Below are 14,896 nucleotides of genomic sequence, written 5' to 3' on the forward strand. Positions count from 1 at the left end.
CACCGAACGCCATGTCCCAGACCAGACCGATTCCCAACGTCCTCACGATCGCCGGCTCCGATTCGGGCGGCGGCGCGGGCATCCAGGCCGACCTGAAGGCGTTCTCGGCGCTCGGCGCCTACGGCGCGAGCGTCATCACCGCGCTCACTGCGCAGAACACCCGCGGCGTCACCGCGATCCACACGCCTGACGCGTCGTTCGTGACCGCGCAACTCGACGCCGTGTTCGACGACATCCGCATCGACGCCGTGAAGATCGGCATGCTCGCGAACGCCGATATCGTGCGCGCGGTCGCGGATGCGCTGCGGCGGCATCGGCCAAAGCACGTCGTGCTCGATACCGTGATGATCTCGAAGAGCAATCACGCGCTGCTCGCGCCGGAAGCGGTCGACGCGTTGCGCGACGAACTGCTGCCGCTCGCCACGCTCGTGACGCCGAACCTGCCGGAGGCGGCGGCGCTGCTCGGCACCTCCGCCGCCGCCGACGAGGACGCGATGGTCCGCCAGGGCGAAGCGCTCATCGCCCACGGCGCGCGCGCAGTGCTGATGAAAGGCGGCCATCTCGCTTCCGCCGATAGCCCGGACTGGCTCGTCGAATCGACGGGAGCGGTGAGGCTGGGCGGCGCGCGCGTGCCGCTGAAAAACACGCACGGGACCGGTTGCACGCTCTCGTCGGCGATTGCCGCGCTGATTCCGCAAACCGACAGCCTCGCCGCCGCTACCGCCGAAGCCAAGCGCTATCTGACGGGCGCGATCGAACAAAGCGCGCGGCTCGACGTCGGACACGGCGTCGGGCCCGTGCATCATTTCTTCAGATGGTGGTGAGCGCGTACTCGCGCGCGCGTTCGGGCCAGTCGTCCGGAACGATGAAGCCGCGCGAGCGCTCGCTCCATCCGTCGTCGGCGTCGCGCGCGTAGGACGCGATCATCGTCGGCGAGACGGCGCTCTCCAGGCGTTCGTGGATCGCGGCGGCATCGGCGAGCAGCGCGCCGGCGTCGGCCGCGGCGAGCCGGCGAGAAGCCAGCCACGCGAGGCGCGGCTGCACGACCCAGGCTTCTTCTTCGAGCGTCGGCTTTCCGTGCGCATCGCTCCACTCCGAAACCGTCAGCCACCAGCCGCGCAGATGATCGTCGCCGAGTTCGGGCGCCGGCGTCACGCCCGCGCCGTGGTAGAAGAGCCGCCCCTTGATGTACAACTGCGCCGTCCACGCGCTCCCGAACCCGAGCGACGCGAACTCCTCCCGCGAACTCAGCGCGAGCTGGTGCGTGAGAAGCCGCGCATGCTTCAGGTCGAAACGGTCCTGCAGGTTCGGGCCGACATAGTCCGACAAGCGCGCTGCATCGGCCGATCCGTCGCCGATGTGCAGATAGAACTTCACCGCCAGCTCCCAGTGCAGGCGCGCGCCAGACGCGGTCTGCAGAAGAAAGTCGCATTCGCCGATCGTGCGCCGGTGCTTCCTCAACGGCACGTTCGCCGCGACGAGCCGTGCGGCCGGGCCGTGCGTCAGGAAAAATTCGAGCAGGCTCTCGGCGTAGAAGCCAAGCCGCGTCAGCTTGGGATTGCGCGAGCGCGCGTGCAGCGGCTGCGGATCGCGATCGAGTTCGTCGAGCCAGGCGAGCGTCGCTTCGCGCTCGGCGGGCGTTTCGAAGGGACGGGCAAGCGGCGCGCCCGCGTGGCTCGCGCGCAGCAGGTCGGGCGCGAACAGCAGCCACGCAAGATCGCGGACAGTGACGTCGCCAAATCGGTCGACCAGACGATGGACCGCGTGATCGGCGGGGCGGGCGGAGTCCGCCATCAGTGGCCGCCCGGCACGACTCCAAGCGCGTCGAGCGACTCGCGATAGGTTTCCCTCGCGAGGCACAGGTCGGCCCACGCCTTCGCCTTGTCGGGGAGGCTGCGCAGCAGATACGCCGGGTGATAGGTGACGATCACCGGCACGCCCTCGTAGCGATGCACCCGCCCGCGCAGCGACGCGATGCTCGCTTCGGTCTTGAGCAGGCTCTGCGCGGCGAAGCGGCCGAGCGCGACGATCACCTTCGGCTTGACGAGCGCGACCTGCCGCTGCAGATACGGCTCGCAGCGCGCGACTTCGTCGAGTTCCGGATTGCGGTTGCCGGGCGGCCGGCATTTGATCACGTTCGCGATATACACGTTCGATTCGCGCGAGAGCGTCACTGCGCGCAGCATGCTGTCGAGCAGGCGCCCGGCCTGGCCGACGAAAGGTTCGCCGAGTTTGTCCTCGTTTTCGCCGGGCGCCTCGCCGATCAGCATCCAGTCGGCTTCGCGGTCGCCGACGCCGAATACCGTGTTCGTGCGCCGCTCGCACAGGCGGCAGCGCTCGCAGTTCGCGACGCGCTCGGCGAGCGTGTCCCAGTCGAGCGTGTGGATGTCGGCGGGGGTATCGGCGATGGCGTGCGCGTGGGCCGGCGCGGGGGCGTCGTCGAGCCAGGGGAGATCGTCGGCGTCGTGCGCGGCGGTCGTGGCTGGCGATGCGCCCGGGCGGCCCGAAGGTCGCGGCTCGAACGACTCGGCGTCGTCACGCGATTCGGGCGCGAAATCCTGACGCTGCGGCTCGCGCACACGCGCGGGTGCGGCTTCGACGGGCGGCGTCGGAGGACGCTGCGTGTCGCGGGCGTTGTTCGCCTCGGCAGCGCCGGCGCTCTCGGCGCGCGGCACGGCGGCTTGCGCAACAACAGTACTTTCCGTGCGCGGCGGAGCCGGCTCTACAGCGACACGAGCATTCGATGAATCACCGTCCTCACGCGCGCGTCGCCGCACCCAGATGGGCCCGAGCCCGAACTCTTCCAGCATCGATTCATGCAGCGCCATGCGCGCCCTCCTTCGAAAACGTCAGACGCATGACGATTGCGTCCTCGCGCGACCGGTGCCGCGCGGGATAGTAATTCTTGCGGCGCCCGATGGCCGTAAAGCCGAAGCGCTCGTAGAGCTGGATCGCGCGCGGATTCGACGGCCGCACTTCCAGCAGGATGCCGTCGAGCTTTTCCGCGCGCGCGATCCGCACCGCTTCGCGCAGGAGCGCGAGCCCTGCGCCCGAGTGCTGCGCGGCGGGCGCGACGCAGAGATTGAGCAGATGCATCTCGTCGACGACCGGCATCAGCACGCAATAACCGATGAGCGTCCCCGTGACATGGCGCATGCACACGCCGAAATAGCCGTTGCGCAGCGAATCCTGGAAATTGCCGCGGCTCCATGGGAATTCGTAGGCGAGTTTTTCGACGGCCGCGACCTCGTCGAGATCGATCTCCGTCATCGGCGACAGATAGCGGTCGGCGAGCAGCACCCCGCTCACCGCACCGGCTCCTCGTGGGTCGCCGGCGTTCCCTGCGCGCCCTTCGCATCCTTGGCCGCGCGCGCTTCAAGGCGCTCTGCGGTGGTCTGCGCGACCTTGTCGCGCACGTATTCCGGGGCAGCCTGATCGGGCGGCACGGTGCGTCCGGCGCGCAATGCGCGCAGGCCGGCGAGCGCCACCGGCAGCGCATGCGGCAGCGCCTCGCGATCGACGCGCCGTGCCGCCGCCAGCGCGGGCAGCCGGTCGCCGAATGCGGCGGCGGCGTTGCCCGCGAGCGTGAACGGCGCACCGGGCAGGACGAGCGCGCCGGGCGCATCCAGCGACGCGCCGCGGATCGTCTGCCAGTCGCCAGCGTCGGCGTCGAAGGCGAAATCGGCCCAGTAGACCTCGTCCATGCGGGCATCGAGGACGGACAGCACGCGCGACACCGCCGGATCTCTCATACGCGCGGACTCCGCGCACGCGAGCAGCGTGCCGACCGGCACGACCGGCACGCCAAGCCCGAATGCGAGCCCTTGTGCCGCGCCCGTCGCGGTGCGCAATCCTGTAAACGAGCCCGGGCCGGAACCGAACGCGATCGCGTCGCAATCGGAGAGTGCGAGGCGCGCGTCGTTGAAGAGTTCACGGATGGCAGGCAAAAGCCGCGTGCTCGACACCGCGCCCGTCGCTTCGTGGCGAAACCAGGCCTGCGTCGAAGCGTCAACGTAGTGCGCAGCGACGGCACCGGCCGACGGCGCGGCATCGGCGAGCAGCAAGGCAACCGAGCAGAATTCGGTCGAAGTATCGAGGGCGAGCAGTACGGTGCGTGTCATAGGCGACATTGTAATGCGGGACGTCACACGAAAAACGCGGCGTCGCCGGGCGGCTTCGAGGCGGCAAAACGCAAGCGCCACGCGCGAGCGACTGGAAGAATCCCTCCAGAGCCGCGCCGAACCGGCTTGTTATGATCGTTCGTCTTAAAAAAGGAGGAAGAATGAGCGACATCGACGCGCAATTCGCGCAAGCCCAGACGGACGTCACGCAATTGTCCGAGCGGCCCGGCAATCTGACGCTCCTGCGCCTCTACGCACTCTTCAAGCAGTCGAGCGTGGGGGACGTGCAAGGCGACAAGCCGGGTTTCGCCGACATCGCCGGCAAATACAAATACGAAGCGTGGTCGGCCCTGAAAGGCACGCCGCCCGACGATGCGAAGCGACAGTATGTGGAACTCGTCGAATCGCTGAAAAGCGGCGCATCGGCGTAATGCGCTTGCGGGCGCAACGCAGGTCGCGCCCATTCGCTTCCTTTCATTCATAAGCCGGATTCATCTTAATATCTGGCGCAGTGCAACAAATCTCTATATACTATCGTCTGCGCTTCACTGTGGCCCGCGCGGTTCGGATCCCAACCGAATTCCCGCCAGTTCGCAGCGCAGCGTCTCGTAGCGTTTTGCTCCAATCCAGTTTAGAAACTGTCCCCTCCTTGCTAGGCCGTTTTTGGCCCGTCATGCACCAGGCTGACGACAGCGCCCGCCGGGCCTGCCGTATCCGATACAGCTTCTAACGAAAAAGCTCGCCTTCATTGTCGCGAGTTGCCCCCGTTTTTCGATTTGCTCGCTGCTTCTTCGCTCGCTGAATCCGACGACTTGGGTATGCCGATTGGCGCCGACGCCTCATTTCCCGTTTCAAGGATCGACATGACTTCGAGCATGACCCAAAGCCCGTTGGACACTATTGCAGCACAAGCACTCGGCGCCGACACGCCCGCCGAAACCACGCAGCCGGCACAGCCCGCCGGCCCGAGCTTCGAATCGCTCGGCCTTTCCGCCGACATCGTTTCCGCCCTGACGGCCGCCGGCTATCAGGTTCCGACGCCCGTGCAGCAGCGCGCGATTCCCGCAGCGCTCGCCGGACGCGACCTTCTCGTTTCCAGCCCGACCGGTTCGGGCAAGACCGCAGCGTTCATGCTGCCCGCCATCGAACGCTTCTCGCAACTCGAAAAGCTGGCTGCTTCGCAGCCGCGCGAGCCGCGTGACCCGAACGCCCGCCCGCAGCGCCGCCAGCAACCCGTCGCGCGCCCGAGCCTGCTCGTGCTCACGCCGACGCGCGAACTCGCGATGCAGGTCACGGCCGCCGCGACCACGTATGGCAAGCACCTGCGCCGCCTGCGCACCGTCAGCATTCTCGGCGGCGTGGCGTATGGCCAGCAACTGATGCTGCTCGCGAAGAACCCTGAAATCCTCGTCGCCACGCCGGGACGTCTGCTCGACCACCTGGAACGCGGCCGTATCGACCTGTCGAGCCTGAACATGCTCGTCCTCGACGAAGCCGACCGCATGCTCGACATGGGCTTCATCGACGACATCGAGACCATCGTCGCCGCCACGCCGGCTTCGCGCCAGACGCTGCTGTTCTCGGCAACCATCGACGGCAAGATCGGCTCGCTGACCGGCCGCCTCCTGAAGGATCCGGAGCGCATCGAGATCGTCCAGAAGCTCGAAGCGAAGAACATCGCGCAGACCGTGCACTTCGTGGACGACCGCGATCACAAGGATCGCCTGCTCGATCACCTTCTGCGCGATGCGGAACTCGATCAGGCCATCGTCTTCACGGCGACCAAGAACGACGCCGACCAGCTCGCCATCCGCCTCGCGGACGCCGGCTTCGAATCGGCTGCGCTGCACGGCGACCTGCCGCAGGGCGCGCGCAACCGCACGATCCGTGCGCTGCGCGAGCGTCGTGTGCGCGTGCTGGTTGCCACCGACGTCGCAGCACGCGGTATCGACATCCCGGGCATTACGCACGTCTTCAACTACGACCTGCCGAAGTTCGCCGAAGACTACGTGCACCGCATCGGCCGTACCGGCCGCGCGGGCCGCAGCGGCATCGCGGTGAGCCTCGTGCATCACGCCGAGCAAGGCGCGCTGAAGCGCATCGAGCGCTTCGTGCGCGCACCGCTTCCGGTCAACGTCATTGCCGGTTTCGAGCCGCGCAAGTCGGCGCCGAGCGGCGGCCGTGGCGGTTTCGGCGGCGGACGCGGTCGTCCGGGCGGCGGTTCGTCGGGTGGCCGTCGCTACGGTAGCGGCAGTGGCACCGGCACAGGTACCGGCGGCGCGGGCAAGCCGGGCGGCTGGGGCAACAAGTCGGCAGGCGCCGGTTCGCGCGATGGCGGCGGCTATCGCGGTGGTTCGCGTGACGGCGGCAGCGGCTTCGGCAGCGGTTCGCGCGACGGCTACAGCGCGCGCCGCAGCGACGGCCCGCGCGCTCCGCGCCGCGGCAGCTAAGCAGCGCTTGCGCTGACCCCGGAAGGCACGCTGCATCGCCTTCCAGCGGGAGCAACCGAAAAAACCGATGCCTCGCGCATCGGTTTTTTTTCGCCCACGCCCCATATTTCACGATGCGGAAAGGCTTTTTGCGTCGCAAAAGTCTGTGCTGCGCGGCACAACGAACAGCGTTGCAAGATAGAAAATGCCATTTCTCATCGCGAAATTTCGTTTTCAACGCATTGAATTAACAAAGAAATATTTCTCAGAAAAAGCCGCTGACGGGGCTATTTCCCAAGACCGACTTTGCCTAGACTCTTATATAAGAGTTGAGCAAACGAAACGCCGCCGAATCCGAAACGCGGCATCGCGCTCAAGTCGCTCGGGACAGTTCAACACCATTCGTCGTTCAGGACCTCAAGGAGAATCGCAATGTCACGTCAACAACAAGCACAGCAACTCCAACAGCAATGGGAAACCGATCCGCGCTGGAAGGGCATCAAGCGCACCTATACGGCTGAAGACGTCGTGCGTCTGCGCGGCTCGCTGCAAGTCGAGCACACGCTCGCGAAGCGCGGCGCCGAAAAGCTCTGGGAATCCGTGAACAACGAGCCGTTCGTCAACTCGCTCGGCGCGCTGACCGGCAACCAGGCGATGCAGCAGGTCAAGGCCGGCCTCAAGGCAATCTATCTGTCGGGCTGGCAGGTGGCGGGCGATGCCAACGTCGCGGGCGAAATGTATCCGGACCAGTCGCTGTATCCGGCGAACTCGGTGCCGCTCGTCGTGAAGCGCATCAACAACACGCTCACGCGCGCCGACCAGATCCAGTGGTCCGAAGGCAAGAACCCCGGCGATGAAGGCTACATCGACTATTTCGCGCCAATCGTCGCGGATGCGGAAGCCGGCTTCGGCGGCGTGCTGAATGCGTTCGAACTGATGAAGGCGATGATCGAAGCGGGCGCCGCGGGCGTGCACTTCGAAGACCAGCTCGCCTCGGTGAAGAAGTGCGGCCACATGGGCGGCAAGGTGCTCGTGCCGACGCGTGAAAACATCGCGAAGCTGACCGCCGCGCGCCTCGCTGCCGACGTCTGCGGCACGCCGACGGTTCTGCTCGCCCGCACCGACGCGGAAGCGGCCGATCTCGTGACGTCCGACATCGACGACAACGACAAGCCGTTCCTGACCGGCGAGCGCACGGTCGAAGGCTTCTATCGCACGCGTCCGGGCCTCGAGCAGGCGATCTCGCGCGGTCTCGCCTACGCGCCTTACGCCGACATGATCTGGTGCGAAACCGGCAAGCCGGACCTGGAATTCGCGAAGAAATTCGCGGACGCGATCCACAAGGAATTCCCGGACCAGATGCTCTCGTACAACTGCTCGCCGTCGTTCAACTGGAAGAAAAACCTCGACGACGCGACGATCGCCAAGTTCCAGCGCGAGCTGGGCGCGATGGGCTACAAGTTCCAGTTCATCACGCTCGCCGGCTTCCACGCGCTGAACTACTCGATGTTCAACCTGGCGCACGGCTATGCCCGCAACCAGATGACCGCGTTCGTCGAGATGCAGCAGGCCGAATTCGCGGCTGCCGAGAAGGGCTTCACCGCGGTCAAGCATCAGCGCGAAGTGGGCACGGGCTACTTCGACGCAGTCACGCAGACGGTCGAGCGCGATGCATCGACGACCGCCCTGCACGGCTCGACCGAAGACGAGCAGTTCTTCGACAAGAAAGTGGCGTAATCAGAAAGGCGTAATCAGGGAGCGCAGTGAATAGTGTGGCAGCGCCGTCCGGTCTCCAGCCGGTCGGCGCGAGCCACCAAAAACAAAGCGCGCCGCCCGGGGTCTGGTTTCCCGGACAGCGCGCTTCGTTTTGAGCATTGCCGCTTTATCGATACACGATCACCGGAATCTTCGTGTGCGTGAGCACGCGCTGCGTCTCGCTGCCGATCAGGAGGCTGCCGAGCCCGCGCCGTCCGTGCGACGCCATCAGAATGACATCGCAGCCGCCCGATACCGCCGCCTCGATGATGCCGATGTACGGCGCGGAATCGATGCTCGTCACGCTGTCGCAAGGCACGCCGGCTTCCTCCGCCGCGCGTTCGACCGCGCGCAGATGCTCGCGCGCCTCGCGCTCGGCGCGGTCGTGGAAGTCGTCGGGCGGTTCGACGGCGACGTCCGCGAATGGCGAGTACGGGTACTGCGGCAGGCACGCGTATGCCGTGATGCGCGCGCCGACGGATTGCGCCAGGTCGATCGCGCCATCGATTGCTTTTTGCGACAGCTCGGAGCCGTCGGTCGGAACCAGGATGTGCTTGAACATGGCGTCCTCCTTGGAACGTCGTTGCGCTCTTTCATTGTAGTAACAGCCATCGCTCATTCGGCCCGATTAATCAGCTTGATTGATCGGCCACATGGATCAGCCCCAGTATCCCGGAGCGCTGTAAGTATGCTTGAGCAGGTCGAGAAAGAGCCGCACGCGCAGCGGCAGATGGCGGCGCTGCGGAAAGACCGCGTGGATGCCGATCGGCGGCGCGGCGAAATCGTCGAGCACGGTGACGAGGCGGCCGGCCGCGATGTCGTCGCCGACTTCCCACCAGGAGCGCCACGCGAGGCCGTAGCCTGCGAGACACCAGTCGTGGAGCACGGCGCCGTCGGAGCATTCCATCATGCCGGAAACCTTGATCGTGACGACCTTGTCCTCGTGCTGGAACATCCAGCCGCGCTGCTGATTCGCCGATGCGCCGAGCGCAAGGCAATTGTGCCCCGCGAGCGACGCGAGATCGGCGGGCTTGCCGCGCCGTTGCAGATAAACCGGCGAGGCAACGCACACGCGCCGGTTCTCCCCCAGCTTGAGCGACACCAGCGACGAATCCGGCAGTTCGCCGAGCCGCACCGCGCAATCGAAGCCTTCGTTGACGAGATCGACCATGCGGTCGGTGAGATCGAGCGAAATCGACACGTCGGGATGCCGCGTCGTGAATTCCGGCACGAGCGCCGCGACATGCCGCCGCCCGAATCCCGCTGGCGCCGACACCCGCAAGTGCCCGCTCGCCTTTACGCCGCCGGCCGAAACGCTCGCCTCGGCGTTCTGCATGTCGTTGATGACGCGCTGGCAGTCTTCCAGGAACGCCGAGCCTTCGAAGGTCAGCGTGATCCGGCGCGTCGTGCGCACGAGCAGTTTCACGCCGAGGCGCTCTTCCAGCGCATCGAGCCGCCGGCCGATCACGGCGGGCGCAACGCCTTCGGTCTGCGCCGCCGCCGACAGGCTGCCCTTCGCCGCGACGGCCGCGAACGTCTCGATTTGCTTGAAGCGATCCATGCGCGATATTCCTGTTTCAATCCCCACGCGAAAAGATTACGTACGTAAAAGTAAAAGATCAAGTGATTCGAAGCGACTTTTTATGCATATCGATCACGAATAGAATCCATCTCGACCTCTACACGGAGCGCACGGCTATGTCGGCCATAACGACACACTCCTCTCCCCGCGCAGTGATTTTCGACGCCTACGGCACGCTTTTCGACGTGCATTCCGTCATCGCTGCCGCCGAGCAGCTGTTCCCCGGCCGAGGCGACGCGCTCTCCCAGTTGTGGCGCCAGAAGCAGATCGAATACACGCAGTTGCGCACGCTCGCCGATCCGTCGGGCGGGCTCTACGAGCCGTTCTGGGCGATCACGCTCGACGCGCTGCGCTTTGCCGCCGCGCGCCTGAATCTCGCCGACGCACTGTCGAGCGCCGCCGAAAAACGGCTGATGGACGAATACGCGTGTCTTTCCGCGTTCCCGGATGTCGTCGGCGCGCTGAGGGCGCTGCGCGAGCGCACGTGGTGCGAACTTGCGATCCTCTCGAACGGCAATCCGCAGATGCTCGACATCGCGGTGAAAAGCGCCGGCATGACGGGCCTTTTCGACCACGTCCTTTCCGTCGATGCCGTACGCGCCTACAAGCCCGCACCCGCGTCGTACGCGCTCGGCACGCAGGCGTTCGGCTGCGCGGCGCGCGAGCTCGTCTTCGTCTCGTCGAACGGCTGGGACGTCGCGGGCGCGTCGTGGTTCGGCTACACGACGTTCTGGATCAACCGCGCAGGCCTTCCCGCAGAGGAACTCGGCGTCGCGCCGCGCGGCACCGGACGCGGCATGAACGACCTCGTCGCCTTCATCGAGGGCGGCTGCCAGCAACAGGATTCCCCCACCCCCGCGAAACGCCCGGCACGGATGCGCCAGGCCCCCGGCACCTGAGCGCCATCGCTATCCAACGCAATATGCAAAACCGTCTGACCGACCAAGGAGAAAACCACATGGCCCAATCGCTGAATCTGCCGCAGGGCATGGCAATCACCGCCGACATGCAGCCCGGCTTCGACGCGATCCTCACGCGCGAAGCCCTCGAACTCGTCGCCCAGCTGCACCGGCAGTTCGAGCCGCACCGCCAGCAACTGCTCGCGGCACGCGTCGAACGGACCAAGCGTCTGGACGCCGGCGAGCGTCCCAATTTCCTTCCGGACACAAAGTCGATCCGCGAAGGCGACTGGAAGATCGCACCGCTGCCGCAGGCGCTTCTTTGCCGTCGCGTTGAAATCACGGGGCCGGTCGAGCGCAAGATGATCATCAACGCGCTCAACTCGGGCGCGGATGCGTATATGACTGACTTCGAGGACTCGAACACGCCGAACTGGGACAACCAGATCACCGGCCAGATCAACCTGAAGGAAGCCGTGCGCGGCACGATTTCGCTCGAACAGAACGGCAAGTCGTACAAGCTCAACGATCGTGTCGCGACGCTGATCGTGCGTCCGCGCGGCTGGCATCTCGACGAAAAGCACGTGACCGTCGACGGCCAGCGCGTCTCCGGCGGCATCTTCGATTTCGCGCTCTTCCTTTTCCACAACGCAAAGGAGCAGCTTGCGCGCGGCGTCGGCCCGTTCTTCTACTTGCCGAAGCTGGAGAGCCATCTGGAAGCGCGCCTGTGGAACGAGATCTTCGTGGCGGCGCAGGAAGCGGTCGGCGTGCCGCGCGGCTCGATTCGCGCGACCGTGCTCGTCGAGACGATTCTCGCCGCATTCGAGATGGACGAAATCCTGTATGAACTGCGCGAACATAGCTCGGGCCTGAACGCCGGCCGCTGGGACTATATCTTCTCGGCGATCAAGAAGTTCAAGAGCGACCCGGACTTCTGCCTCGCTGACCGCGCGAAGATCACGATGACCGTGCCGTTCATGCGCGCCTACGCGCTCGAATTGCTGAAGACGTGCCACAAGCGCAACGCGCCGGCGATCGGCGGCATGAGCGCGCTGATTCCGATCAAGAACGATCCCGCGGCAAACGACAAGGCGATGGGCGGCGTGCGCTCGGACAAGGCGCGCGATGCCGGCGACGGTTACGACGGCGGCTGGGTCGCCCATCCGGGCCTCGTGCCGATCGCGATGGAAGAGTTCGTGAAGGTGCTCGGCGACAAGCCGAACCAGATCGGCAAGCAGCGCACCGACGTCCAGGTGACGGCGAAGGACCTGCTCGACTTCCGCCCGGAAGAGCCGATTACCGAAGTTGGCGTGCGCAACAACATCAACGTCGGCATCCACTATCTCGGCTCGTGGCTCACGGGTAACGGCTGCGTCCCGATCCACAACCTGATGGAAGACGCGGCGACGGCGGAAATCTCGCGCTCGCAAGTGTGGCAGTGGATTCGCTCCCCGAAGGGCGAGCTCGACGACGGCCGCAAGGTCACCGCCGCGATGGTGCGCGACTTCACCATCGACGAACTGGAGAAGGTGAAGCTCGCGGTCGGCGGCGACACGAAGCCTTACGAGCGCGCGGCGAAAATCTTCGAGCAGATGTCGACGTCGGAGAACTTCACCGAGTTTCTGACGCTGCCGCTCTACGAAGAAATCTGAGTCTGTCTCGGGTTGACGAAAGCCGCTCCCCGGCCGGGAGCGGCTTTTTCATTTGCGCGCGCGATGCTCGACCCAGTCGCCGCCTTCGATACGCGGCAGACCGTCGACCGAATGGGCGGCCACCGGATACAGCAGGCAATCGACGTGCTGCTCCGTGCCTTCGATATCCACCATCACATGCAGCCGATGCGAGCGAAACAGGCCCTCGACGCCCGGATACACCTCTTCGATCTCATCGAGCACGGGCACGAGTGCGTCGTCGATGCGGTAGACGTCGCCGCGAACCGGCTCGCCTTCGGCATCGAGCACGAGGCCCGGATAGCGGCCGAAGTCGAAGAGCCGCCCGGGCACATGCGCGATGCCGAGCCATTCCGGCTTCGCGATGCAGTGGCGCTCCGCCGCGCGGTTGATGTCGTTGATCTCGCCGGCGCGCAGTGTGCCGTAGATGAATACGTGTTGCATCGGTCGAACGCTCCGTCCTCGCTGTCGGCCAGAGTTGGCGCTGTCGCCTTGCTCTGGTCTCATGCAAGCCAATTGCTGTTAATTCCTTTGCGATTATGCCGCGCGCATCGCCGGATTGCGGCGAATCAAATTACCATCGAAGTTTTCCGCGCGATGTCTGCAATCGAATGAGCACTCCCGCCGAAACCGTCGAGGATCTCGACATCCCCGTCGAGCACTCGCCGACGCACGCGCATCCGATCTGCGTGCGGGCGCGTCCCGTGCCGGCGGGCGTGCGGATCGCGCTGCACACGCATGCGTGGGCGCAACTCGCGTACGCGACCCGCGGCGTGCTGCGCGTCGCCACGGTCGACTCGACCTGGATGGTGCCGCCCTCGCGCGCGATCTGGGTGCCGCCGAACGTGACGCACGAGGTCGTGATCGTCGAAGATGCGTACCTGCGCACGCTCTATCTCGATGCGAGCGTCGTGCCGCCAGGACTCGACGCGTGCCGCGTCGTGGAAGTGTCGCCGCTGTTGCGCGAAGTGATCGCCGCCCTCGACGATCGCGGTGTCTCGCAGCATCGGGAGCGTCTGCTCGGCACGCTCGCGCTCGACGAAATCACGCGTTCGGAACCGCTGCCGCTTTCCGTTCCGATGCCCGATGAGAAGCGCCTGCGCGCGCTGTGCGAAGCGGTGCTCGCCGACCCGGGCCGCGCCGATTCCCTCGAAGCCTGGGCGGCCGAAGCGGGCGCGAGCACGCGCACGATCGCGCGGCTTTTCCGGCGTGAACTCGGCGTGAGCTTTTCGCAATGGCGCCAGCAGGCCGTGCTCGCGCGCGCGATTCCGCTGCTGAGCGCGGGGCGGCCGCTTGCGCAAGTGGCGCGCGAACTCGGCTATCAGAGCCAAAGTGCGTTTTCCGCGATGTTCAGGCGCGCGTTCGGTGAAAGCCCGCGGGCGTTCTTCGTCCGCGACGGACGGGGTGTGGCGGAGGAAGCCGCAAGCGGCGATGCGAGGTGAACGCCAAACGCGCACCTGCAAGCGATGGCGCCCCGCAGATCAAACGCGCCGCGCCATGTGCCGAATCGCGCCGAGCTGCGCCAGCCGCGAACCCGCCGGCCGGTAGCCCATGCGGATATAGAGCCGCGCCGCCGGATTATCGACGAACACGCGCAACTGGCATTCGGCGAGACCGCGGGCGCGTGCCCAGCGGTGCGCGGTATTGAGCAGGAACGTCCCCGCGCCCTGTCCGCGCCAACCTTCTGCGATCTGTACGTCGCGGATATGCAGCGAGTCGTTTTCTTCGGTGACGCGCATCACGCCGACCGGCGCGCCGTCTACCTCCAGCACGAAATTCTCGGATTCGCGCCAGCTGCACAGGAAGAGATCGCCGCGCCAGACGAGATTGTGTCGACGGTAATAGCCGTCCATGTTCTTGTGCGTGAGCGATTCGGCGAAAGGAAAATCGTCGATGGTCGCCTGACGCAATCGATACAGCGGCAGATCTTCTGTGGGATCGAGCATCGCGCGGGCCAAGGGCACGGGGAACAAGACTTCAACACTAAGTCAGAGCGCCGGGCGTGGCAATGGCGGGTTTCACGAAAACCGGTTTTCGCAATACCGGGCGTGAGACGGATCAAAAAGCGACGGAATCGACGGGCAAAAAAAAATCCAGCGCATGGCCGGATTTTCTTGAAACGACTTGCTGGCGGAGCGGACGGGACTCGAACCCGCGACCCCCGGCGTGACAGGCCGGTATTCTAACCAACTGAACTACCGCTCCAGCAGACTGGCGTCCCCTAGGGGATTCGAACCCCTGTACTCACCGTGAAAGGGTGATGTCCTAGGCCTCTAGACGAAGGGGACAGGAAAACTCGTATCGCCTGCGGCGAAAAAAAACCGGCTCATCAGCCGGATTCTCTACTACTCGCGAGGCTTGTTGGCGGAGCGGACGGGACTCGAACCCGCGACCCCCGGCGTGACAGGCCGGTATTCTAACCAACTGAACTACCGCTCCA

The 14,896-nt window shown here is 65.6% G+C and carries 15 protein-coding genes and 3 tRNA genes; 7 read left to right on the forward strand and 11 right to left on the reverse strand.

The window, feature by feature from the left end; genetic code table 11:
- Positions 1 to 11: 11 nt before the first annotated feature.
- Entirely contained in the window at positions 12 to 824 is an 813-nt protein-coding gene (gene thiD / locus AWB81_RS28330) for a bifunctional hydroxymethylpyrimidine kinase/phosphomethylpyrimidine kinase (RefSeq protein ID WP_062639833.1), read from the forward strand.
- Here thiD and AWB81_RS28335 read toward each other — a convergent pair.
- From AWB81_RS28335 to tsaB, 4 genes are read right to left on the reverse strand one after another with little or no spacing between them, the layout of a single operon-like run.
- Complete coding sequence (locus AWB81_RS28335; protein WP_062639834.1) at positions 811 to 1,794, reverse strand: DUF1853 family protein; 984 nt, start codon at positions 1,792 to 1,794, stop codon at positions 811 to 813. The two genes, thiD and AWB81_RS28335, sit on opposite strands and share 14 nt — an antisense overlap.
- Positions 1,794 to 2,828: a uracil-DNA glycosylase gene (locus tag AWB81_RS28340; protein ID WP_062639835.1), complete on the reverse strand. Its 1,035-nt coding sequence runs from the start codon at positions 2,826 to 2,828 to the stop codon at positions 1,794 to 1,796. Before AWB81_RS28340 ends, AWB81_RS28335 begins: the two co-directional genes overlap by 1 nt.
- A complete protein-coding gene (gene rimI, locus AWB81_RS28345) occupies positions 2,815 to 3,309 on the reverse strand; it encodes a ribosomal protein S18-alanine N-acetyltransferase (protein WP_062639836.1) in 495 nt (164 codons plus the stop codon). Before rimI ends, AWB81_RS28340 begins: the two co-directional genes overlap by 14 nt.
- A complete protein-coding gene (gene tsaB / locus AWB81_RS28350; RefSeq protein WP_062639848.1) occupies positions 3,306 to 4,121 on the reverse strand; it encodes a tRNA (adenosine(37)-N6)-threonylcarbamoyltransferase complex dimerization subunit type 1 TsaB in 816 nt (271 codons plus the stop codon). The genes rimI and tsaB overlap by 4 nt, the downstream gene beginning before the upstream one ends.
- A gap of 161 nt (positions 4,122 to 4,282) precedes the next feature.
- Here tsaB and AWB81_RS28355 point away from each other — a divergent pair, with 161 nt between their 5' ends.
- The 3 genes from AWB81_RS28355 to aceA all read left to right on the forward strand — a co-directional run bounded on the left by AWB81_RS28355 (position 4,283) and on the right by aceA (position 8,287).
- The gene (locus AWB81_RS28355; RefSeq protein WP_062639837.1) at positions 4,283 to 4,552 is read left to right on the forward strand and encodes an acyl-CoA-binding protein; all 270 of its coding nucleotides are present in this window, start codon (positions 4,283 to 4,285) and stop codon (positions 4,550 to 4,552) included.
- A gap of 432 nt (positions 4,553 to 4,984) precedes the next feature.
- Entirely contained in the window at positions 4,985 to 6,571 is a 1,587-nt protein-coding gene (locus AWB81_RS28360) for a DEAD/DEAH box helicase (protein ID WP_062639849.1), read from the forward strand.
- A gap of 411 nt (positions 6,572 to 6,982) precedes the next feature.
- Entirely contained in the window at positions 6,983 to 8,287 is a 1,305-nt protein-coding gene (aceA, locus tag AWB81_RS28365) for an isocitrate lyase (RefSeq protein ID WP_062639838.1), read from the forward strand.
- Between the two features lie 145 nt (positions 8,288 to 8,432).
- Here the strand turns inward: aceA and AWB81_RS28370 are convergent, their stop codons facing one another.
- On the reverse strand, positions 8,433 to 8,867 hold the full coding sequence (locus AWB81_RS28370) for a universal stress protein (protein WP_062639839.1): 435 nt from the start codon (positions 8,865 to 8,867) through the stop codon (positions 8,433 to 8,435).
- Between the two features lie 96 nt (positions 8,868 to 8,963).
- The gene (locus AWB81_RS28375) at positions 8,964 to 9,866 is read right to left on the reverse strand and encodes a LysR family transcriptional regulator (protein ID WP_062639840.1); all 903 of its coding nucleotides are present in this window, start codon (positions 9,864 to 9,866) and stop codon (positions 8,964 to 8,966) included.
- 137 nt (positions 9,867 to 10,003) lie between these two features.
- On the opposite strand from AWB81_RS28375, the gene AWB81_RS28380 reads away from it, so the two are divergent.
- On the forward strand, positions 10,004 to 10,786 hold the full coding sequence (locus tag AWB81_RS28380; protein ID WP_062639841.1) for a haloacid dehalogenase type II: 783 nt from the start codon (positions 10,004 to 10,006) through the stop codon (positions 10,784 to 10,786).
- Between the two features lie 59 nt (positions 10,787 to 10,845).
- Positions 10,846 to 12,438, forward strand: coding sequence for a malate synthase A (aceB, locus tag AWB81_RS28385; protein WP_062639842.1), 1,593 nt, complete (start codon positions 10,846 to 10,848; stop codon positions 12,436 to 12,438).
- A 48-nt stretch (positions 12,439 to 12,486) separates the two neighbouring features.
- Here the strand turns inward: aceB and AWB81_RS28390 are convergent, their stop codons facing one another.
- Positions 12,487 to 12,900: a gamma-glutamylcyclotransferase family protein gene (locus AWB81_RS28390; RefSeq protein WP_062639843.1), complete on the reverse strand. Its 414-nt coding sequence runs from the start codon at positions 12,898 to 12,900 to the stop codon at positions 12,487 to 12,489.
- 167 nt (positions 12,901 to 13,067) lie between these two features.
- On the opposite strand from AWB81_RS28390, the gene AWB81_RS28395 reads away from it, so the two are divergent.
- Positions 13,068 to 13,898 (forward strand): AraC family transcriptional regulator, encoded by an 831-nt coding sequence (locus AWB81_RS28395; protein ID WP_062639844.1) that lies wholly within the window; start codon positions 13,068 to 13,070, stop codon positions 13,896 to 13,898.
- A gap of 39 nt (positions 13,899 to 13,937) precedes the next feature.
- Here AWB81_RS28395 and AWB81_RS28400 read toward each other — a convergent pair whose 3' ends face one another.
- The 4 genes from AWB81_RS28400 to AWB81_RS28415 form a co-directional block, all read right to left on the reverse strand.
- Positions 13,938 to 14,402 (reverse strand): GNAT family N-acetyltransferase, encoded by a 465-nt coding sequence (locus AWB81_RS28400; RefSeq protein WP_062639845.1) that lies wholly within the window; start codon positions 14,400 to 14,402, stop codon positions 13,938 to 13,940.
- 182 nt (positions 14,403 to 14,584) lie between these two features.
- A tRNA-Asp gene (locus AWB81_RS28405) sits at positions 14,585 to 14,661 on the reverse strand.
- Between the two features lie 7 nt (positions 14,662 to 14,668).
- Positions 14,669 to 14,744 (reverse strand) — tRNA-Glu (locus AWB81_RS28410).
- A gap of 74 nt (positions 14,745 to 14,818) precedes the next feature.
- Positions 14,819 to 14,895: transfer RNA gene (locus AWB81_RS28415), tRNA-Asp, on the reverse strand.
- Position 14,896: the final 1 nt, after the last annotated feature.

Source organism: Caballeronia arationis, from assembly GCF_001544975.2.
GTDB lineage: Bacteria > Pseudomonadota > Gammaproteobacteria > Burkholderiales > Burkholderiaceae > Caballeronia > Caballeronia arationis.

Bases quoted from the DNA above. Each gene is read 5' to 3' on its own strand.
- AWB81_RS28370 (WP_062639839.1), bottom strand. From the start codon at position 8,867: ATGTTCAAGCACATCCTGGTTCCGACCGACGGCTCCGAGCTGTCGCAA.
- AWB81_RS28375 (WP_062639840.1), bottom strand. From the start codon at position 9,866: ATGGATCGCTTCAAGCAAATCGAGACGTTCGCGGCCGTCGCGGCGAAG.
- thiD (WP_062639833.1), top strand. From the start codon at position 12: ATGTCCCAGACCAGACCGATTCCCAACGTCCTCACGATCGCCGGCTCC.
- AWB81_RS28390 (WP_062639843.1), bottom strand. From the start codon at position 12,900: ATGCAACACGTATTCATCTACGGCACACTGCGCGCCGGCGAGATCAAC.
- AWB81_RS28335 (WP_062639834.1), bottom strand. From the start codon at position 1,794: ATGGCGGACTCCGCCCGCCCCGCCGATCACGCGGTCCATCGTCTGGTC.
- aceB (WP_062639842.1), top strand. From the start codon at position 10,846: ATGGCCCAATCGCTGAATCTGCCGCAGGGCATGGCAATCACCGCCGAC.
- AWB81_RS28395 (WP_062639844.1), top strand. From the start codon at position 13,068: ATGAGCACTCCCGCCGAAACCGTCGAGGATCTCGACATCCCCGTCGAG.
- AWB81_RS28360 (WP_062639849.1), top strand. From the start codon at position 4,985: ATGACTTCGAGCATGACCCAAAGCCCGTTGGACACTATTGCAGCACAA.
- tsaB (WP_062639848.1), bottom strand. From the start codon at position 4,121: ATGACACGCACCGTACTGCTCGCCCTCGATACTTCGACCGAATTCTGC.
- AWB81_RS28400 (WP_062639845.1), bottom strand. From the start codon at position 14,402: ATGCTCGATCCCACAGAAGATCTGCCGCTGTATCGATTGCGTCAGGCG.
- AWB81_RS28340 (WP_062639835.1), bottom strand. From the start codon at position 2,828: ATGGCGCTGCATGAATCGATGCTGGAAGAGTTCGGGCTCGGGCCCATC.
- AWB81_RS28380 (WP_062639841.1), top strand. From the start codon at position 10,004: ATGTCGGCCATAACGACACACTCCTCTCCCCGCGCAGTGATTTTCGAC.
- AWB81_RS28355 (WP_062639837.1), top strand. From the start codon at position 4,283: ATGAGCGACATCGACGCGCAATTCGCGCAAGCCCAGACGGACGTCACG.
- aceA (WP_062639838.1), top strand. From the start codon at position 6,983: ATGTCACGTCAACAACAAGCACAGCAACTCCAACAGCAATGGGAAACC.